17 protein-coding genes and 2 tRNA genes are annotated in these 19,047 nt (G+C 56.4%); 9 read left to right on the top strand and 10 right to left on the bottom strand.

The features are described 5' to 3' along the window. Positions 1–2: 2 nt before the first annotated feature. Together AB5Y76_RS07525 and AB5Y76_RS07520 are read right to left on the bottom strand one after the other, a co-directional pair. Positions 3–299, bottom strand: a complete 297-nt coding sequence (locus AB5Y76_RS07525; protein WP_040067985.1) for an MliC family protein — start codon at positions 297–299, stop codon at positions 3–5. Positions 300–392: 93 nt separating this feature from the next. Continuing rightward, a complete protein-coding gene (locus tag AB5Y76_RS07520) occupies positions 393–797 on the bottom strand; it encodes an OsmC family protein (RefSeq protein WP_005362569.1) in 405 nt (134 codons plus the stop codon). A gap of 300 nt (positions 798–1,097) precedes the next feature. On the opposite strand from AB5Y76_RS07520, the gene crp reads away from it, so the two are divergent. The 4 genes from crp to AB5Y76_RS07500 all read left to right on the top strand — a co-directional run bounded on the left by crp (position 1,098) and on the right by AB5Y76_RS07500 (position 4,923). After that, complete coding sequence (crp, locus tag AB5Y76_RS07515; protein WP_005335304.1) at positions 1,098–1,736, top strand: cAMP-activated global transcriptional regulator CRP; 639 nt, start codon at positions 1,098–1,100, stop codon at positions 1,734–1,736. Between the two features lie 125 nt (positions 1,737–1,861). Continuing rightward, positions 1,862–2,662, top strand: coding sequence for a putative RNA methyltransferase (locus AB5Y76_RS07510; protein WP_263719246.1), 801 nt, complete (start codon positions 1,862–1,864; stop codon positions 2,660–2,662). Between the two features lie 326 nt (positions 2,663–2,988). Further along, positions 2,989–4,113: a porin gene (locus tag AB5Y76_RS07505; protein ID WP_263719245.1), complete on the top strand. Its 1,125-nt coding sequence runs from the start codon at positions 2,989–2,991 to the stop codon at positions 4,111–4,113. 174 nt (positions 4,114–4,287) lie between these two features. Further along, complete coding sequence (locus AB5Y76_RS07500) at positions 4,288–4,923, top strand: murein L,D-transpeptidase catalytic domain family protein (RefSeq protein WP_216975750.1); 636 nt, start codon at positions 4,288–4,290, stop codon at positions 4,921–4,923. A 77-nt stretch (positions 4,924–5,000) separates the two neighbouring features. On the opposite strand, the gene AB5Y76_RS07495 is transcribed toward AB5Y76_RS07500, so the two are convergent. After that, on the bottom strand, positions 5,001–5,432 hold the full coding sequence (locus tag AB5Y76_RS07495) for a universal stress protein (RefSeq protein WP_005335309.1): 432 nt from the start codon (positions 5,430–5,432) through the stop codon (positions 5,001–5,003). A 190-nt stretch (positions 5,433–5,622) separates the two neighbouring features. Here AB5Y76_RS07495 and AB5Y76_RS07490 point away from each other — a divergent pair, with 190 nt between their 5' ends. Next, positions 5,623–6,366 carry a hypothetical protein gene (locus AB5Y76_RS07490; RefSeq protein ID WP_263719249.1) on the top strand — a complete coding sequence of 248 codons (744 nt, stop codon included), beginning with the start codon at positions 5,623–5,625 and terminating at the stop codon, positions 6,364–6,366. A 120-nt stretch (positions 6,367–6,486) separates the two neighbouring features. On the opposite strand, the gene AB5Y76_RS07485 is transcribed toward AB5Y76_RS07490, so the two are convergent. Continuing rightward, positions 6,487–6,939: an RNA methyltransferase gene (locus AB5Y76_RS07485; protein WP_236381877.1), complete on the bottom strand. Its 453-nt coding sequence runs from the start codon at positions 6,937–6,939 to the stop codon at positions 6,487–6,489. A 204-nt stretch (positions 6,940–7,143) separates the two neighbouring features. On the opposite strand from AB5Y76_RS07485, the gene AB5Y76_RS07480 reads away from it, so the two are divergent. Then, on the top strand, positions 7,144–8,235 hold the full coding sequence (locus tag AB5Y76_RS07480) for a PfkB family carbohydrate kinase (RefSeq protein ID WP_021230795.1): 1,092 nt from the start codon (positions 7,144–7,146) through the stop codon (positions 8,233–8,235). After that, positions 8,229–9,137 carry a pseudouridine-5'-phosphate glycosidase gene (locus AB5Y76_RS07475; protein WP_263719244.1) on the top strand — a complete coding sequence of 303 codons (909 nt, stop codon included), beginning with the start codon at positions 8,229–8,231 and terminating at the stop codon, positions 9,135–9,137. The genes AB5Y76_RS07480 and AB5Y76_RS07475 overlap by 7 nt, the downstream gene beginning before the upstream one ends. Before the next feature lie 86 nt (positions 9,138–9,223). On the opposite strand, the gene AB5Y76_RS07470 is transcribed toward AB5Y76_RS07475, so the two are convergent. The 4 genes from AB5Y76_RS07470 to AB5Y76_RS07455 form a co-directional block, all read right to left on the bottom strand. Then, positions 9,224–9,949 carry a carbonic anhydrase gene (locus tag AB5Y76_RS07470; protein WP_263719248.1) on the bottom strand — a complete coding sequence of 242 codons (726 nt, stop codon included), beginning with the start codon at positions 9,947–9,949 and terminating at the stop codon, positions 9,224–9,226. A gap of 363 nt (positions 9,950–10,312) precedes the next feature. After that, positions 10,313–11,587, bottom strand: coding sequence for an alpha/beta hydrolase (locus AB5Y76_RS07465; RefSeq protein WP_263719243.1), 1,275 nt, complete (start codon positions 11,585–11,587; stop codon positions 10,313–10,315). A 426-nt stretch (positions 11,588–12,013) separates the two neighbouring features. Next, a tRNA-Asn gene (locus AB5Y76_RS07460) sits at positions 12,014–12,089 on the bottom strand. A gap of 4 nt (positions 12,090–12,093) precedes the next feature. After that, positions 12,094–12,169, bottom strand: a tRNA-Phe gene (locus AB5Y76_RS07455). Positions 12,170–12,434: 265 nt separating this feature from the next. On the opposite strand from AB5Y76_RS07455, the gene rraB reads away from it, so the two are divergent. Then, positions 12,435–12,770, top strand: a complete 336-nt coding sequence (rraB, locus tag AB5Y76_RS07450; RefSeq protein ID WP_026034893.1) for a ribonuclease E inhibitor RraB — start codon at positions 12,435–12,437, stop codon at positions 12,768–12,770. A 63-nt stretch (positions 12,771–12,833) separates the two neighbouring features. On the opposite strand, the gene AB5Y76_RS07445 is transcribed toward rraB, so the two are convergent. Further along, the gene (locus AB5Y76_RS07445; protein ID WP_263719247.1) at positions 12,834–14,789 is read right to left on the bottom strand and encodes an EAL domain-containing protein; all 1,956 of its coding nucleotides are present in this window, start codon (positions 14,787–14,789) and stop codon (positions 12,834–12,836) included. 185 nt (positions 14,790–14,974) lie between these two features. Between AB5Y76_RS07445 and AB5Y76_RS07440 the strand changes: the two genes are divergently transcribed. Beyond that, positions 14,975–15,469 carry a hypothetical protein gene (locus AB5Y76_RS07440; protein ID WP_263719242.1) on the top strand — a complete coding sequence of 165 codons (495 nt, stop codon included), beginning with the start codon at positions 14,975–14,977 and terminating at the stop codon, positions 15,467–15,469. 69 nt (positions 15,470–15,538) lie between these two features. Here AB5Y76_RS07440 and AB5Y76_RS07435 read toward each other — a convergent pair whose 3' ends face one another. Beyond that, positions 15,539–19,027, bottom strand: coding sequence for a type I secretion C-terminal target domain-containing protein (locus AB5Y76_RS07435; protein WP_368177706.1), 3,489 nt, complete (start codon positions 19,025–19,027; stop codon positions 15,539–15,541). Between the last annotated feature and the right edge of the window lie 20 nt (positions 19,028–19,047).

The raw sequence follows: 19,047 nt of genomic DNA, 5'->3' as shown, positions 1-19,047 counted from the left end.
ACTTATTTAAGCGTACAGGTCAGCAGCGTCACCCCTTTCTGGGTGAGAAGAGCCTGTTTGTCCTGATTCCAGAAGGTGGTGACACTATCGGAATATTTGGCGCCAGATTCAGACTCAACACGCGCCAGCTTGTGATAAACCCCGGCATAGGGGAACTGCACCATGTCAGCCTGGGCATCATAGGTAACGGCCAGCATCTCTTCGCCACACTGGTATTGGCTGTATTGATACTGGGTAGGTTGCGGGCTGCTGCACGCCGCCAGACCCAAAAGGGGAAGCAGAGCGATCAATTTTTTCATTGCACTTTCCTTATGTAATGGCTTTATGTCATGGCCTTGTGCAGTGGCCTTACGTAACGGCCTTATGCCAGGGTACCAACGAAACAATCGTTATCAAGCTTCAACAATTTGATAACTATGGGTAATTTGTACCGCTTTTTCCAACATCAGGGAAACAGAACAGTATTTTTCCATCGACAGATCGACCGCTCTGGCCACCTGTTTCTCTGCCAATCCCTTGCCTGTCACCACGAAGTGCAGATTAATCTTCTCGAAAACCCGGGGCACGCTATCGACCCGTTCGCCACTGACATCGACATGGCATGCGGTCACCGACTGGCGCGCTTTTTCGAGGATGGAAACCACATCAATGGAGCTGCAGCCACCGACTGCCAGCAGGATCATCTCCATCGGGCTGGCCCCCTCACCGGGGTTGGCACCATCCAGGATCACCTTGTGACCGGATTCACTCTCACCCACAAACTTCATCCCTTCCACCCAGCTGACCTTGGCTTTCATCTCGCACTCTCTCCTGTTAATCATGATGATGGATCCCTAGCATAACCCAGTCGCTTATCTCTGCCGAACAGGGGGAGTTGGGATGGAAATAGATCAAAATCAACATCTCCGACCTCTATCTTCCCTAGAATGGCCGGAGCGGCGCAGCAGGCATTACTCAAAGGGCTCTGTCAAAAGCCCGCAAAGCCTTGTCAGCACAGGCAAAGGCTCTTATCCTACTGCGACCAATACAAGGAATGGCAAGATTGGCAGCTTGCCCGGACGCACAAGTCCATAAAAAGACACTACAGAGGAATTCTCATGGTCATTGGCAAACCGCAAAGCGATCCCACCCTGGAATGGTTCTTGTCGCACTGCCACATTCATAAGTATCCCGCCAAGAGCACCCTGATCCATGCGGGTGAAAAAGCGGAGACCCTCTACTACATCGTCAAGGGCACTGTGGCCGTCTTGATCAAGGACGATGAGGGCAAAGAGATGATCCTCTCCTATCTGAATCAGGGCGATTTCCTGGGCGAGATGGGGATGTTCGAGGAGAACGAGAATCCCGAGCGCTCCGCCTGGGTTCGCGCGAAAGGCTCTTGCGAAGTGGCAGAGATCTCCTACAAGAAGTTCCGCCAGCTGATCCAGGTCAACCCGGACATTCTGATGCGTCTCTCTGGCCAGATGGCCAAGCGCCTGCAACACACCAGCCAGAAAGTGGGTAACCTCGCCTTCCTGGATGTGACCGGCCGGATCGCCCAGACCCTGCTCAACCTGGCCAAACAGCCGGATGCCATGACCCACCCAGATGGCATGCAGATCAAGATCACCCGTCAGGAAATCGGCCAGATCGTCGGCTGCTCTCGTGAAACCGTGGGCCGCATCCTGAAGATGCTGGAAGAGCAGGAGCTCATCTCTGCTCACGGCAAGACCATTGTGGTATTTGGCACTCGCTGATGACCCGTCCGCAGGCCTGACTGAGGCCTTGGGATAAAAAAGGCTGCTACGGCAGCCTTTTTTGATCCTCTCCCCTATAATCCCGAACGCCCTTCACTGTTCCGGCATTCGCCCAGAGAGTTACTATGCACCTTCAATGTCCCCGCTGCCGCAGTCCGCTCCATCTTCATGAAGCCTCCCAGGGGCGCTATTGCGACAACAAGCATCACTTCGATCCGGCACCGGAAGGTTATCTGGATCTCATCCCCGGCAAGAAAAACCCCAAAGACAGCGACAGCCGTGCCCTGATGCGCGCCAAGCATCATTTCCTGGAAGCCGGCCACCAATTGCCGCTGGTTGAGGCCATGGCCGGCCTGCTCGCTCCGCTGGCCCCACAAGAGCTGATCCATCTTGGGTGCGGTGAAGGCTACTACTGCCGCGCGCTGGCAGAGCGGCTGCCCGGCTGGCAGTTTGCGGGGGTTGATATCGCCAAGAACACCATCTTTGCCGCCAAAAAAGCGCAGCCGGACGGCCAGTTTGTCATTGCCGATCCCGTTCGCGCGCCGTTGCAACCGGGCTCGGTGCGGGTGCTGCTGGTCAACGATCTCAAGGTCAAGACCGAGCAGCTGGTCAGCTGGCTGGCCCCCGGTGGCTATCTGCTCTATCTGCAGCCAGGCCCGCGCCATCAGTGGCAATTGCGGGTCAGCCTCAACCCGGTGAGCATGGAACACCCCCTCAGCTGGCCAACCCTCGGTGGCCTCAATCCGGTGGCTCAACAGCGCTGCCAGTTCAGCCTCACCATGGATCAGGCCATACGCAGCTTTATTCTGGAGACCAGCCGTCTTGGCTGGCGGGCAACCGGTGAGCAGCGTCACGCTTTCGCTCAACAGGGCCCGAATGAACTGGAACAGGATCTGCTGCTGACCCTGTGGCAAAAGCCCCTCTGATCACTGGGGGGAGCCTTGCANTTTCCCGCCCCGCCCCATTCTCCCCTGCGTGATCTAGCTCACAGCTTGAGCCATCGACCTTGTTGCTCAGAACAGCCTTGATGTCAAAAAAGTCACTAGAAAATAATTCATTGAATTTAATCTCTTTTTATCTTGTCAAAAACCGTCACACCCAGTCTTGATAACGACCTCGTTACCTCAATTAAACAACGATGGATTCAGGCCCAGTCAAGGTTGGGACGCCTACCGTGTGGCTATCGGACTATTTCCGATTTCACAGAACCGACAACAAGTTCGGAAGTGTTTACATCAGAGGAATAACGCATATGAAGAAGTCTGCACTGACTATTGCCATCTCCAGCCTGCTGCTGGCGAGCGGCGCCCATGCCGCTACCGTTTACAACCAGAACGATACCAAGCTGGAAATCGGCGGCCGTGCACAAGGTGCTTACTACGGTACTGACAACAACGGTGCCGAAGGTGACCAGAGCTACTTCCGTCTACACGTTGCTGGCGAGACCAAGATTGCTCCCGAGATGAAGGCGTTCGGCTTTGCCGAGTACAACCTGCCGACCTCCGGTTCTGACAACGACGAGCTGCGTTATGCCTATGCCGGCATCAAGCACGACCGTTTCGGCGCCTTCAGCTATGGTCGTCAGGATGGCCTGTTCACCAAGGCCGTCAACAACTATACCGACGTCCTGCCTGAGTGGGGCGGTGACGGCCTGGGTAAAAATACCGAAGTATTCGGTACCGGCCGTACCAACGGTCTGGCCCAGTACATCTACACCTATCAGGGGCTGACCCTGGGTGCCCAGTTCACCGGTAACAATGATCCGCAGAATTCTGGTCGCACTGCGACTGATAAAGATTTCAGCGTTGACCACGTAGACGGAACCACTATCGCTGATAACGCAACCTGGAATAGCACTGGATCCAAAGAGGGCTTCGCAGTATCTGCCAACTACGATTTCGATATGGGCCTGAGCCTGGGTGCTGCCTATAACCAGGCTGGCAAGACCGACGAGCAAGCTCGCTATGCAGCCTTCGGTGGCGACAAGGATGCCAAGCTGATGGGCTTTGGTGCCAAATATGCAACTGGCGACCTCTACCTGGCTGCAACCTACTCCCACGGTGAAGACCACCTGTTCGCCAAGAACGGTTACGCCGAGAAGATGGATGGCTACGAAGCCGTTGCCCAGTACAGCATTGGCAAGTTCAAGCCTTCTCTGGCCTACCTGCGCACTGATGTAAAAGACACTGCTCACGGTATCGATGATACCTACACCGAGTACGTATCTATCGGTGCCTGGTACAACTTCACCGAGAACTTCAACGCCTACGTTGATTACAAGCTGAACCTGCTGGACTCCGTAAATGGCAAGTCCACCAACTCTCTGGGCCAGAACACCGACGACGTAGTCGCGGTTGCCCTGCAGTACAACTTCTAAGTAATTGGAAGTCAGTTATACCCTGTGATACCAATGTCTACTGTTTGAATTACTTCCGGCCGCTCTGCGGCCGGTTTTTTTATTGCGCCTTTTCAGCACCTTGCATATAACTATCGAGCGGATTGATGGCAATATCCGCGTCGTTGACAGGGAGTGACAAGGAGATATTCACGGATGAGACAAGCGCGCGGGAACATAGACTGGCAACGCGGGTGGCTGCTGTTGCCACTGCTGTTGATATCGCTCATCTGGAGCAGCACGGCAGATGCCAGCTGGGATCAGAGCCTCTATCGTCAACTGGGTCTGGCCGGCAAGCTGGATAAACAGACCTTTCGTCAGGCACTCAACAGTTATCAAACTGTGCGCCACAAACGCAAACCCATTCTCACCATCATCGATTACAGCAAGCCATCCACCCAGCGCAGACTGTTTGTCATCGATATGAAGCGCCACAAGCTGCTCTATCACACCTGGGTCAGTCATGGCCGCAACTCAGGTGAACTGGCAGCAAAACACTTTTCCAACCAGCTCAACTCCCGCCAAAGTTCTCTTGGCGTCTATCGCACGGCGGAAACCTATCAGGGCAAGCATGGCTACTCCCTGCGGCTGGACGGACTCAGCCCCGGCAAGAACAGCAATGCCCGCAAGCGTGCCATCGTAGTACATGGCGCCGCCTATGCCAGCCCGACCCATCTGCGCAAATATGACAAGCTGGGCCGCAGTTGGGGTTGCCCCGCCCTGCCCAAAGAGCAGGCCAGAGCCATCATAGATACCATCAAGGGAGGGAGTGTCATCTACGCCCACGGCTAGCGGGCACAACACCAGAAAACGCAAGGCCAGCAATCGCTGGCCTTGTTTGTTACGCTTTTCACACTAAACGTGGCGCGTTATTGGCGCACCACCAGTACCGGACAGGGTGCATGACGCACCACAGACTCGGCGACACTGCCTACCAGCAGATGGCTGATACCGGAGCGACCGTGGCTGCCCATCACGATCAGCTCAACCTCATCCTCCTTGGCCTGAATGACAATTTCATCGGCGGCACGGCCAAAGCGAATATCAAAGGTGGCCGGGATCGGCAGGGTGGCAACCAGCTCTTTGAGCTGGGTTCTGGCCTGACGCTCCATCTCGTGGGTGATCTCGATGGCCGTCATATGAAGGATCTTGTAACTATCAAAACCGTGCAGTTGATCAACCACGTGGATCAGCTTGAGCTGGGCCTGATGGCTCTGTGCCATGAAAACGGCATAGTCGAGTACCGCGCGAGACATTTGGGAAAAATCGACTGGACAGAGCAGAGTCTTGATCGATGGCATAATGCAGTCTCCTCTACTTATTGGGGTGCTATTGAATCTTTACTCGATCATAACGATCCGACCGCAAATAACCCTCGACCCTGTCGCAAAATGGAGATGAGGAATGTTTTCTCCGCCCGCCACTATCAATGGCATGGTATAAATCAGGTGACAAAATGCTCTCCTCACCCCTGCGAGGATAATGCTGACCATGCTGCGCATCGGTTGTTTGCTGCTTTGCTCTCTGTGTGCGATCGCCCACGCTCGCACAGCCGATATTCACGTCTATTGCGATGGCTGGCCCGGTTTCTGCCAACCGGATGGCCACGGTATCTATCTCGATCTGGTGCGAACCATCTACCAACCCCACGGCTATCAGATCGTGCCCCATATCGTGCCCTACAAACGCGCCGTCGCCATGGTAGCCAGGCAAGAGGGGGATATGGCGATGAGTGTCTATCGGGACGAGATCAAGGGGGTCAAACAGCCCCGTCAGCCCGCCTCCGCCGATGATGTGACCGTCTTCATGCTCAAGCAGTGGCAGCCACAATGGCGGGGAGAGCGCAGCCTGGAGGGAGAAACCGTACTCTGGCGGCGAGGATGGGTGCTGGATAAATATCTTCCGGTCACCATGCGATGGCATGAGATCGACAACCATGAGATGGCCCTGCAGCTGATTGGCAAGGGGCGCTATCGCTATTACCTGACTGCTGGCGTGCTCCATTCTACCGATGAGATCCCGGCCAATATGTACCGCACCATTTTGCGCTGGATCCCGACTTACCCCATTTTTGCCGATACCGAGCAGGGCGACCGGCTACTGCAGTTGTGGGATCAAGAGATGGTGAATTTGATCCGTCGCGGCACGCTGGCCGAGATATATCGCCATTATCACCTCTATGACTACTACCGCGACTTTCTCGAGGAGCAGGCGGTCAAGGCTGGCGAAAACTGATCCCACCATAGGGGAAAGAGAAGGATACCGCAGCCCCGTCAACAGTGACCACCGCCAGCAACCTGCCCATAAGCAACACCTTGTCCATTGCGGTTTGAGTCACCGTTGCCACGCCACAACTCAGGGTTGCCGGTACCCCTTCGCCAAGCGGTCATAGAGGATCACATTGACCGAGGCGGCCAGATTCATGCAGCCCTGGGTCGGCACATAAACCACATCTTTCACCGCGCCATAGAGGGCGGGATCGAGCGTACCATCCTCCGGCCCGAAGATATAAAAAGCGCGTTCCGGATGGACATAGTCGGGGAGCGGCGTAGCGCCATCGATCAGATCGACCACCACAGGCACGCATCCCTGCGGGATAAACGCCATCAGATCATCCACCCCGAGCAGCGGGATCTTCTCCACCATCTGCTTGGTATCGGTGGCAAACCGGCGCGCCAGCTCGAAGCGGTTGCCGGTGTAGTAGACCTCGTCCACCCCGTAGCAGCCCGCAGCCCGCATCACTGAGCCGACATTTTCCGGAGACTTGGGATTGACCAGCCCCACGCAGCAGAATGCACTCTTTTCCATCATCTCTCCTCATCTTGCGGCGGCCATTATAAGCCGTTGCAGGGCCACCGACCCGTTAAAAGTCCCCTCCCCGGCTAAACCGCTTGCCAACCCAGCTTTGAATGTCGATTTTTTGTGCGCAAGCCGACAAATTTTGTACAAGCTAATAGCCAGCAAACGTTTCCCAGCAACAATAGACAAACGTTTGTAAGTGGATGTTTGTCTATGACTGAGCGTGAACAAGAGATCCTCGCCCTGCTGCGTCAGGATCCCATGATTGCCCAGCAGGAGCTGGCCGATCGCCTCGGCATCAGCCGCTCCGCGCTGGCCAGCCACATCTCCAGCCTGATCCGGCAGGGATATGTGCAAGGCAGAGGTTATGTACTGCGAGAGGGCCCCTACGTAGTGGTGATCGGCGGTGCCAATATGGATATTTGCGGCACCAGCCATGACAACCTGCTGCTTGGCGACTCCAACCCGGGCAAGGTACGCACCTCGGCGGGCGGCGTTGGCCGCAATATCGCCGAGAATCTGGCGCGGCTCGGCAGCGACACCCGGCTGCTGACAGCGGTCGGCAACGACCAGTATGGCCACCATCTATTGGAAGTGAGCCAGCGGGCCGGCGTCGATGTGCGCCAGACTCTGGTGCTCGATGGCCACGCCACCTCCTGTTATCTCAGCCTGCATGATGGCAGCGGCGAAATGAGCTGCGCTATCAATGACATGGCCATCATAGAGCAGCTCACCCCTGCCCGCCTGACCCCCCTCGCAGGCTTTCTCGGCGGTGCCCGGCTTTGGGTGCTCGACACCAATCTGGCCATCCACACCCTCGACTGGCTGTTCGAGCGACAGGGGGAGCACGCCATCTTTGTCGATACCGTTTCGGTGGCCAAGGTGGAGAAGATCCGCCCCTGGCTCGGCAAGATCCACACCCTCAAACCCAATCGCAGTGAAGCCGAGCAGCTGTGCGGCATGACCATCGCCGGGCCCGAAACCTGGCCCATGGTGGCCGCCTGGTTCCACCGCGCCGGGGTAAAGCGGCTGTTCCTCAGTCTGGGTGAACAGGGGATCTTCTACAGCGATGGCGAGCAGCAGGGCCATCTGCCAGTGCTGGGCAGTCCGGTACTCAACGTCACCGGCGGCGGGGATGCCTTTATGGCTGGCCTCGCCCACGCCTGGCTGCAACAGCTCGACATTGCCCAGACCACCCGCTTTGCCCTGGGCTGTGCCGCCCTCACCGTCAATTGTTCCGATACCGTTTTTTCCGGTCTGAGCAAGACCGCCGTTGACCGCATACTGGAGGAGTACTCATGCTGAACGCTTACCTCGATATCCAACCGGAAGTGGCTGCCGCGCTGGCTGCTGGCAAACCGGTCGTTGCCCTCGAATCCACCATCATCTCCCATGGCATGCCCTATCCGCAGAACGTGGAGACGGCCCGTCAGGTAGAGCAGGTAGTGCGCGACAACGGCGCCATTCCGGCGACCATCGCCATCCTCGACGGCCGCCTGAAGGTGGGTCTGGATTCGGGTGCGCTGGAAGCGCTGGGCCGGGCAGGCCACAGCGTGACCAAGTGCAGCCGCCGCGACATTCCATTCGTGCTGGCGCGCAAGGGGATGGGGGCCACCACCGTCGCCTCCACCATGATCATTGCCGCCATGGCGGGGATCCGGGTCTTTGCCACCGGCGGGATCGGCGGGGTACATCGCGGCGCGCAGGAGACCTTCGATATCTCGGCCGATCTGCAGGAGCTGGCGCAAACGCCAGTGGCCGTAGTCTGCGCCGGAGCCAAGTCGATCCTCGATATCGGGCTGACGCTGGAGTATCTGGAGACCCAGGGCGTGCCGGTGATCGGCTATCAAACCGAAGAGCTGCCCGCCTTCTACACCCGCGAGAGCGGCTTCAAGGTCGATTATCGCCTCGATACCCCGGCAGCCATCGCCGAGGCGCTTCGCCTCAAGTGGGAGCTGGGACTGGCGGGCGGCGCCGTGGTGGCCAACCCCATCCCGACCGCACACGCCATGCCCAAAGCCGATATCGACGCAGCCATTGCCCGGGCACTCCATGAAGCGGACGAGCAGGGGATCAAGGGCAAGGCGTCAACCCCCTTCCTGCTGGCACGTGTCTGCGAGCTGACTGGCGGCAACTCGCTGGCGGCCAACATCCAGCTGGTACTGAACAACGCGGCACTTGGCGCCCGCATCGCCGCCAGCCTCTGATCGCTCGCCGATACCTCGCCATGTAAAAGAGGGCCTCGCGGCCCTCTTGTTGTTTTTGCTATCTGCTGCGCTATTGCAACGCTGTGTTATTGCAGTACCACGCGCCCATTGAGCGGTTGCACCGGTCGGTTGTTGGGGTGGTGCATCACCGCCTTGAAGGCGTCGATCTGGGCCTGACTGACCTCAACCGGCTGCTTCATCACCAGCCAGCGCACTCCTTCCGAGCAGGGAGGCGTAGTAAGGGAACCGCTGAAGCGATAGTAGTCACGACTCTCGGGCAGCAGTTGCTCAGCAGAGAGCGGCGCCTTGAGGGCCTGGATCTCCCCCACCTTGGCAGGTAATGCACTCCAGGCTGCCGCCAGCGTCGGATTGGCCTTGCCAGCCTCGAACATCACCGCCACCACGGCGATCTCTCCCTTGTCACTGACATGCACCAGATGCCCTTCCAGCGGATAGGATTTGCCCTCGATGAGGTTTTCACTCGGGGCGTGGAAGTGGAACTGCTTGAGCTCAAACCAGGTGCCATCGAGTTGCAAGGTGCTGCCCGGGGCATAACCGACCTGCACGGTATGACCGTTGTTGACCACTGTGTTGCCACCCGCCTGATAGTGGAGTACCAGCGGGGCCAGTTTGGCCTCGACCAATCCGTTCAGGTTAACCGGCGACTGATTGCTGCCCGCACACTGGCCAAACTCAGGGGTCAGCTTGGCCCAGTGGGCAGGCCCCGCCTCACCGCTATATTCCCAATGGGGGGTGGCAGCAAACACGACAGGGCACAGCAACAGGGAGCAGGCCAACAGAGACTTTCTCATCATACATCCTTATCTTGATTGAAAAGCACGACCATCCCCTCCCCCGGATAGCGGGGCATGCAGAGATGGCATATCAGATACGCGGAATACAGAGCATCGGAGCGACTTTCTAATGGTAACGAGCACGGGTTGGTCAATCGGTTTGACCGCGGCTCAATACAGAGTCGTTTGGCAAGTATATGGTGAGGGATCGGCAGATACAGTGAAAGAGGGAGAAATTAATCAGCCAGCTATCCACTCATCGTCTGGCGGATACGAGTCAAAGTTCAGGGAGTCACGCTTTCATAACAACCATCCATCACAACCATCCATCACAACCATCGCGGGAGTCCGGGCTCCCGCGATGGTTGCCGATAACGGCAATTAACGGTCGCGATTCAACGCGATCAGACGATCAAGAATCGCTTCACCATCGGCACGCAAACCGTTGTGCTCATACTCATTGGTGATCCAGGCGCGACTGTTGCCAAGGCCACGCAGGGTTTCGCGACTGTAGTCAAACTCCACATACATATCCTCGGCATAGACGGCGCAGGCTACCGGCACCTGGTTGCGGGCCAGCTGGGCCGGGTCATAGAGCGCCCCCCAGTCCGCCTTGTTGGCCAGCAGATGGGCCGCCTCTTTCAGGGGCAGCAACTCGCGGAACTGCTCGAACATCCAGGGGTAAACCATCTCGCCGGTGAAGGCGAAATCCTTGCCGGGTGCCCAGTTCACCGCAGGAAACTCCCCTCTGACCCGATCCGCCGCCCAGCGAGTCGCCTCCCCTTCGGTATAAATAGCTTCGTGCAGGATGGCGAACAGCGGGTTGGTATTGAATGGCTGCATGCTCTGCACCTGATAGAGAAAGGCCGGGCTCAGCTTGTCACCGATAAAGGCCTCTTCCAGCAGGTAATAAAGCTCCTCGAAAGCACCCGTAGCGCCGAGATCCAGCCCTTGCTGCTGGAACTGCTCCACCGTCAGGCGCTGGCCGTTGGGCAGCCGCACATCGTGATGGTGCAGATGGTTGGCCAACCGGTTGGCAATCCCCTGAGCGTGGGGGAAGCGGGCGAAGAAGGCTCGGTTCTTGTCAGCCACCCGCTGATAGGTGGCGCGGTAGACCTCCTCGGCACTGCGGCCGATCGGCGCGATGCCGCCGGTGATATAGACCTCCCGCAGGCTATCGGGGAAGAGCGAGAGATAGGTCAGGCAGCAAAAACCGCCAAAGCTCTGACCAAGCAGGCTCCAGCGATGCTTGGGGCTGAGCTCCTGCCGGATGAACTCGGCATCTTGCACTATGCTGTCGGCGCGAAAATGGCCGAGATACTCCGCCTGCTCGGTCGGTGTCATTTTGGCCAGAATCTGCCCGTGAATGGGGCTCGACATCCCGGTGCCCCGCTGATCCAGCAGCAGCACTCTGAACTCCTGCAACGCCCGCTTGAGCCAACCACTGTTGGCCGTCGGACGCGGCGCCCCGAATCCCGGCCCACCTTGCAGAAACAGCAGCCAGGGGAGCTTGTCCTCGAGCTTGTCTTTGCGGCAGAGGGTGCGGGCAAACAGGGTAATGCTGTCACCATCCGGCTCATCATGATCGAGGGGAACGGTAAAAAAGTGCGGCTCGCAATGAATGCCGTCCAGTACATAGCTCAAGGGGCTGTTCATCTGGGATCTCTCCGTCAGGATGGGAACATCATTGACCCCATCATATCCCCGCCCAGCCACAGGGTCACTCCGGTTTTCCAAAATGTTAACAATGGCTTAAAGGTCGAAACATCACCCGACAAGCCGCTCTTCAACGGTGCTGAATTAATTGTTTTGCGGGGGAGATTGACGCCATGGCGCCATTCAACAAAGATGGCTCGCCTGCACAGGAGTGCAGCCATTCAGGCCGACAAAATGGATAAGGGAATGTGATGAAACCGAAGTGGATCAGGGCCAGAAAAAGAGAGAAGAAGCCATGCCCTGGCAGCATGTTGCAAACCGGAATGCTGCTGTTCAGTGCCACCTGTGGCGCGACGCTCTTTTTGGCCGCATGCAACAGCAACTAGAAATGAAAAAGCCCGCTCGATTGAGCGGGCTTTTCGAATTTGGCTCCTCCTACTGGACTTGAACCAGTGACATACGGATTAACAGTCCGCCGTTCTACCGACTGAACTAAGGAGGAATTGTGGTGCCCAGAGACGGAATCGAACCGCCGACACGGGGATTTTCAATCCCCTGCTCTACCGACTGAGCTATCTGGGCAACGGCGCGCATTAAACCCTTTCCAGCGCAGAGTGTCAACCATGATGGCACGATAAAAAGCGCGTTCGCTCAACAACCGAACGAAGCGGCCATTTATTATCCATTTCAGTCTTGTTTGCCGTACTTGCTGGCCTCTGCACACCCTGCAGGCTGCGCCAATATGATGGAAATTCGAGGTTCAGTGGGTCCGCCGCATTGAGCCGAATCCACTCTGCGAGTATGCTTTGCCGCAATGATACCGCCTGGAGGCAACATGAGTCTGAATATGCAAGAGTGGCGTGATGAGACCACCGAGATCGTCAACGAACTGCTGGCCGATGGCAGCAATCCCGATGCGGATTACGACATCGAGCACCACTTCGCCTGCCAGGATTTCGACCGTCTGGAAAAAGCAGCGGTTGACCTGTTCAAGGCCGGTTTTGAAGTGACCGATGCCGAAGAGATGGAGCTGGATGACGGCGCCACCATCTTCTGCTTCGATGCCACCATCGAGTGCAAGCTGAATGTCGAAGCGATCGTCGCCGATATCGCCAAGATGCTGCCCATCCTGGAAAAATATGGGGTGGATTACGATGGTTGGGGCACCTACTTCCAGGATTGATCCTGCCTCCATCGTAAAACAACAAGGCCACCTTGCGGTGGCCTTGTTGTTTCTGACGATCTCTCACGCCAGATAGCTGGCAGCGAACTCTGCCGGCGGCAGGGGGCGACTGAACAGATAGCCCTGGAGCCGATCACACCCCGCCTCGGTCAGCCACAGCTGCTGCTCGGGCGTTTCCACCCCTTCGGCCGTAATCCGGATCCCCAGCTCATGGCCCAACCCGATGACTGAGCGCACGATAGCGGTGGTCGCGCTATTGCTGGCGAGCCCCTGAGTGAAGCTGCGATCCAGCTTGAGGGTCGCCACCTGCAAACGCGGCAGATAGGCCAGTGAACAGTAACCGGTACCAAAGTCGTCGATGGCCAGCTGAAAACCGGCGGCAATCAGGTTATCGAGGTTGGTCTCAATCTCGTCGGCGTTCTCCATCAACACCCCTTCGGTGATCTCCAGCTCCAGTTGACTGGCCTTGAGACCATGGCGAGCGATGCAGGCAGAGACCCGCTCACAAAGCGCCGGATCACGGAACTGCAGCGGCGAGAGGTTGATGGAGAGCACCATATCCGGCTGCGCAGTTTGCCACTGCGCCAGCTGGGCACACCCCTGCTCCAGCATCAGCTGACCAAGCTGGCCGATGATCCCCATCTCTTCTGCCAACGGAATAAACTCGTCGGGGGAGATCATCCCAAGCTCGGGATGGGGCCAGCGACAGAGCAGCTCGGCGCCGTGCAGCCGGTGGGTGCGGGTACAGATGATCGGCTGATAGACGGCAACCAGCTGGGCGGACTTGATAGCGAGCGGCAACTGGGCGGCGATCAGCTGACGCCGCTTGAGCCGGGCATGCAGCTCGGGATCAAACAGGGTGCAGTACTGCTGCTGCCGTTTGCCCTGTGCCAGCGCAGCCTCGGCATGACTGAGCAACCGCTCGGCATCGCTTGCCCGCCCCTGGGCCAGCCCCAGAAACACCGGGATCTGGATCCGGTGATCTTCCACCTGATAGTGCTCCATCAACTGCTGCTGCAGATGCTGGCTCCACCCCTGCAATGGCTCGTTGAAGTCGGGCAACAGCAGGCTGAAGTCATCGGCAGCGACCCGACAGAGCAGAGAACGCGGCGGTACCAGCTGCTGCAACCGCTTGGCCACCTGGCTGAGCAGGCGATCGGCAATCCGGATCCCGAAGCGATCGTTGATTTCACGAAAATGGTGCAGATCGACCAGCACCAATGTGGCACTGCGTCCCCCAAGATGGCGGCTGGTCTGCAAGAACCGGGAGAGTTTGAGCAGTCCGGTCAGACTGTCGTAGTGCTGCTCCTGCTGCAACTGCGCCTGAGTGGTGCGCAGGCCGGTGATGTCACGCCCCAGCGTCAGGATCCCGAGGGAGTGGCCGTCACCATCGGGGACATCGACCCGGGTGATCTCCATGTGTCGCCCCTGCCCGCTGGCATCCAGCAAACAGCACTCGCCATGGCCCATCCCTTGCGGGGCCGCCAACCGGAACGGCAGCTGCTGACCCAGCACCTCATCGGCCCCATGGCCGATAAAGTCGAGAAACGCCTGATTGCACTCCAGCAACACCCCGTTGTGATCATCGAAACGGATCAGGTCAGGAATGGCATCGAGCAGAAAACGCTGCAACAACTGCTGCTTTTTGACCGTCTGTTCAAGACTTTTGCGCTGGGCAATCTCGTTAACAACGCCGAACACTGCGCAAGCTTCCCCCTGCGGGGTGTAAAGAGGCACCTTGTGCACCTCCATCCAGCAGGTATTCCCGCCCCGGTTGCAATGAAGCTGCTGATACAGCATCGGCACGCCTCCGGCAAGCAGCTGCTCATCCTCACTGCGAAAGAGATCGCCCCATGGCATCTCTGCATCTGCCTTGCCGACTACCTCGGCAGGCGACTCCAGCTTGGCTTCACGGGCGAACTCACGATTGGCGAACAGGTAACGCCCATGACTATCTCGACAGAAGATACTCATTGGCAATTGGTCGATGATCTGCTGCAGCAGATCCGGGGTGAGCATGTTGGTCACAGGGGTGCTTATGGAGGAATTTCGAGCAAATCTATGATAGCAAACCAATTTTGTAAAGCACCCCGATCACCTCCCCATAACACCGAACGCTGGATGGTTGCTGACAGAGATTGTCGCTCCGGCGATAATAGGCGCCGGTTGGCCAATGGCCTGGTGATATGGACGAGAGAAACAAGATGAAAAAGATTATGGGGAGCGCATTGGCGCTGCTGCTGGTTGGTTGTGCTGGTGACAATAACGGCGGTGAGGAGTATCGCTACAACCCGCCAATTGCCAAGGCAACCAACAACACTCAGGAAATGGCAATCCCGGTGGATCTGGTGTGGGCTCGCGCCGAGAAGTGGTTCACCGATCACGGCCTCACCATCGAAAACAGCCAGCGTGGCTCCGGCCTGATGACCGCCAACGTCAACCAGTCAGCCGACGGGCTGGAGTGGCTGGACTGCGGCACCATGGGTTCCAAAGTTGCACTGGGCAACCCGAACCTGCAGATCAATCTGATCATCACCCAGAGCGGCAACAGCAGCGTGGCCACCGTCAACGTCAAGGGCAACACCGAGCTGTTCTTCGTTGAACCCTCAGGCGAGCGCGTACCGGCCCCGTCCATCAAGCCGGTCTGCGTCTCCCGCGGCACCCTGGAGCAGAGCCTGTTTGCCACCCTCGGCAACTGATTTCGCTTCCCTGCAAAGATAAAAAAAGCGGCAGATTGCTCTGCCGCTTTTTATTGCCCAGTGTTGGGCTTACTTATCGATATCAAGCAAGTGGTTTTGCAACATATAGTTGATTACCTGCTCGGATGTTGATCCCGTAGAACCATAAACATGATTGTCATGATCTCCGGTTATGGACTCGAAGGTACTGTCAAGCAAGACAATCTCTTGTCTCACTTTGCTGCCATCAGCAGTCTTCACCTGCAAATGAACGTCACCCTCCTTCTCAAATACTGAAAGCAACGTAGCCAGGTTGGACTCGTTTTTGTTACCACTGTGATCCAACAGATCGGATAAGTCCAACTTGTCTGAACGTGCAATATCCACATCCTTGAAATAATTAGCCTTATTACTGCTCAACTGCCAGCCATCGCCATGCTGGACCTGGAAGTCAGTGATGTAATCAACTGGATGGGTTGGAAGCATATTTGAATTGCCTGAACCCTGAACTAATGCATCATCCCCCTGCTGCCAAAGGAAGGTATCGGCCCCCTCCTCACCGCGCAGGTAGTCACTACCGGCCCCACCCAGGATCACATCATCACCACTGCCACCACGGATGAAGTCTCGATCCTTTCCACCATCCAGATAGTCGTTACCTGACCCCCCAAAGAGCAAGTCCACACCATCCTCGCCAAACAGGAAATCATTGCCCTGAGCGCCTTGCGCCACATCCCCCCAAGCCACAGAGGCTTTGGCTGGGATCAGGTCACCATCCTCACGGGCAACACCATCAGCAGGCCGCAGGGTAATGGTGGCAACATCAGCTGTGACAAAATCAATTGCCTTGCTTAAATCGGGAGGATTGCTGCCGCTATTTCCCAAATACACCACATCATTGCCACGCCCACCTTCGACATGATCATTACCACCATAGGTATACACGGTATCGGCACTGTCTTTGTTGATGACTACACCAGCAGTACCATCCAGATAAATACCAGGTTGAGAGTAGTGGATGCCATTTACTTCGATGGCCGTATGAGAAGCTACGGAAGGCCTATCGCTACTCAAATATACCGAGTCATTCAACTCGCCCGTCTTGATCGTATTACCCTCCGGCAATACCTCAACCGGCAAGATAACTGTGCTAACGGCACTATCCAGAACGGTACCGCTAGATGTAACCTCCGTCGCTGTTGCCTTGACAACAAGGTTGTAATGACCAGGATCATTCACTTTCAGTTGCAGAGTGGACAGATTCCAACCTGTCACATCCACCTTGCGGGAGTCACCCACGATCACGCTGTGGTTGGCCGCATCTTTGAGCACAGCCCCCACCGGCAATCCTTCGATCTCGACAGACAGGCGTTCAGAATCATCTCTATCTACCAACTCTGCCTCGATCTTACCCAGCTTGATGAAGCTGTCTTCATACCCCTTGTTGTCGACTGCCTGAAACTTGACATTGTCGAGGACTGCCCCGTAAGAATCTCCATTTCCTGAAGCATCCTTGGACTCAAATACCAGTCGGTATGTGCCGGTTTCCGGCACATTCAAGCCGACACTCTGCCCCTTCAACCAACCGACAGACTTAGGTGAAAAATCATATAGCTCGATACGTTCCCCGGACACTGGTTGCCCATTAACAATCTGAATCAGATAGACTTTCAGGCCGCAGGTTTCAATCTTTATACCATCCGTTGTTCGGGCGCTGATATCAAAGTTCAGCTGATAGAAACGGCCTGACTCACACTGAATGTCAGTGTAGAGCTGACTCACATTCCTGCTACTTTCGATTTCCATAACCTGGTTCGTTGTACTGGTTGCCTTATTGCCCAAATAGACGGATTCTTTACCCACCTCAATCAGTCCACTGCCATTGGCGTGCCATTGACCAATAGCACCGGCACCATTAATAGAGTTGGGGTTAATGTTATCTTTCCATCCTCCAGTACCGACCCCCACATTCTCAAAATCCATGGCAGCCAGGGAACTAAATGTCCCAACCTTCAGCGTCGGAGCATCAGCTTTCGGCGTCAGATCCACCACAACGCTTTTATCACTGGCAATAACCTGATTTCCCTTCAGTACATCAAACTTGATACTGGTGAGATCGTGGCCTTTGTTACCGACGCCTTTGTCATCCCCGTAAACATCGGCACCAGACACGTTATCTTCCGGGTCAAATTTCACCTTGCCACTGTCGATATCGGCCCTGGTAAAGGTTTTGGTCTCGTTTTTACCCAACTCTTTGTACTGGTTGGTGCTTGCATCCAAATACCGGATCGTGCCGGTGCCGTCCTGGTTACCGGAAATCCGGACGGTAGATGCGTTATCCGAGATCCCGAAAGACGCCCATGTCAGAGGGACATCCGTATCCTCCACTCCCATCAGCATGGTTGGAGCTACGGTCGTCGGAACATTGCCATTCAGGGTCAGCAGCGCTGAATTGGACACATCTCCATCGTTATCCTTGACGGTATAAGTAAACTCTTCTGTTACGGCACCAATAGCAGGCGTGTACTTGATCGAATCAACGACATAACCGTTCTGGTTACCGCTATAACCCAACACCAGATACTGGAAGGGGGTATTGGTCGAGATATTGAATGATTGCAAACCTCCATTACTGGAAGACGATACCAGGGTACCGGAACCGACCAGCACGCCATTCGCATCATAGGCTTTCCAACTTGCGTTACCCTGTCCGCTATTAAGCTCGTTGATACCGATCTGAGCAAAATTGGATAGCGCCTTAAGCCCAATCACCAGCGATTCACCACTACCAATATCGTTGGTACCGCCACCGCTTTGGGAGACACCAATACCGGGCTTGGCATTGTTGCCGCTGGTACGAACATCCACGAGTGCCGTTGCGCTATCGGTCAGGCCAGTCAAATTCAGTGAGGTGCCATTCAGCGGCAGCGAGTTATTCAGGAAGCCATATACAGCAAAGGCAGATTTCACCGCTGCGCCACCTTCGGCAGCCTGCACATCGGTATCCAGCTTGCTGGTATAGGTGTAGCTGCCATTGGCATTCACCGTAAGATCCCCATACTTTCCAGCTACGGTCACACTACCAGCTGCGCCCAACTCGACAGCAGTACCATTCAAGCCTGTCACCGAGTGGACCGTGGCAGGTTTGGCAACCGAACTATCCACTACCATGTCGTTTGCCAACAGGCTGGTGCTTCCAGCGGTCTGGACATTCAAGCCTACGGCGAAACTACCACTATCATTGGCCGCCAGCGGGTTGGTATCCAGAATGTTGATGTTGTATGTCACCGTCGAACCATCGGCCTTGGTGTAGGTAAACGAGTCAGTGTCCGCAACCGAGTCAGCATGATCCCGTACCGGCGCCTGGTAAACATACTTGCCATTCACCAGCGAGACAGTCCCTCCCAAGACTGTCGCACCTGTAAAAGCAACACCATCAGCCACGTTCAGGACATTACCGGTTGTCCCCTCAACGACATCTTGCAGGACAACTACAAAATCGTTGTCCACAATGGTGCCACTGCCACTGTCCGCTCCGCTCACCAGCGGATTGCCACCCGGCGTCGCCGTCAGCACCACGCTCTCGTCCTGCTCGGTCA

This window comes from Aeromonas sp. R1-2 (assembly GCF_040908505.1).
Taxonomy (GTDB): domain Bacteria; phylum Pseudomonadota; class Gammaproteobacteria; order Enterobacterales; family Aeromonadaceae; genus Aeromonas; species Aeromonas veronii.
This window is presented reverse-complemented; position numbering and strand designations above follow the sequence as displayed.

Excerpts from the sequence above, each read along its gene's own strand:
- AB5Y76_RS07525 (WP_040067985.1), bottom strand. The coding sequence starts at position 299 with ATGAAAAAATTGATCGCTCTGCTTCCCCTTTTGGGTCTGGCGGCGTGC.
- AB5Y76_RS07520 (WP_005362569.1), bottom strand. The coding sequence starts at position 797 with ATGAAAGCCAAGGTCAGCTGGGTGGAAGGGATGAAGTTTGTGGGTGAG.
- crp (WP_005335304.1), top strand. The coding sequence starts at position 1,098 with ATGGTCATTGGCAAACCGCAAAGCGATCCCACCCTGGAATGGTTCTTG.
- AB5Y76_RS07510 (WP_263719246.1), top strand. The coding sequence starts at position 1,862 with ATGCACCTTCAATGTCCCCGCTGCCGCAGTCCGCTCCATCTTCATGAA.
- AB5Y76_RS07505 (WP_263719245.1), top strand. The coding sequence starts at position 2,989 with ATGAAGAAGTCTGCACTGACTATTGCCATCTCCAGCCTGCTGCTGGCG.
- AB5Y76_RS07500 (WP_216975750.1), top strand. The coding sequence starts at position 4,288 with ATGAGACAAGCGCGCGGGAACATAGACTGGCAACGCGGGTGGCTGCTG.
- AB5Y76_RS07495 (WP_005335309.1), bottom strand. The coding sequence starts at position 5,432 with ATGCCATCGATCAAGACTCTGCTCTGTCCAGTCGATTTTTCCCAAATG.
- AB5Y76_RS07490 (WP_263719249.1), top strand. The coding sequence starts at position 5,623 with ATGCTGCGCATCGGTTGTTTGCTGCTTTGCTCTCTGTGTGCGATCGCC.
- AB5Y76_RS07485 (WP_236381877.1), bottom strand. The coding sequence starts at position 6,939 with ATGGAAAAGAGTGCATTCTGCTGCGTGGGGCTGGTCAATCCCAAGTCT.
- AB5Y76_RS07480 (WP_021230795.1), top strand. The coding sequence starts at position 7,144 with ATGACTGAGCGTGAACAAGAGATCCTCGCCCTGCTGCGTCAGGATCCC.
- AB5Y76_RS07475 (WP_263719244.1), top strand. The coding sequence starts at position 8,229 with ATGCTGAACGCTTACCTCGATATCCAACCGGAAGTGGCTGCCGCGCTG.
- AB5Y76_RS07470 (WP_263719248.1), bottom strand. The coding sequence starts at position 9,949 with ATGAGAAAGTCTCTGTTGGCCTGCTCCCTGTTGCTGTGCCCTGTCGTG.
- AB5Y76_RS07465 (WP_263719243.1), bottom strand. The coding sequence starts at position 11,587 with ATGAACAGCCCCTTGAGCTATGTACTGGACGGCATTCATTGCGAGCCG.
- rraB (WP_026034893.1), top strand. The coding sequence starts at position 12,435 with ATGCAAGAGTGGCGTGATGAGACCACCGAGATCGTCAACGAACTGCTG.
- AB5Y76_RS07445 (WP_263719247.1), bottom strand. The coding sequence starts at position 14,789 with ATGCTCACCCCGGATCTGCTGCAGCAGATCATCGACCAATTGCCAATG.
- AB5Y76_RS07440 (WP_263719242.1), top strand. The coding sequence starts at position 14,975 with ATGAAAAAGATTATGGGGAGCGCATTGGCGCTGCTGCTGGTTGGTTGT.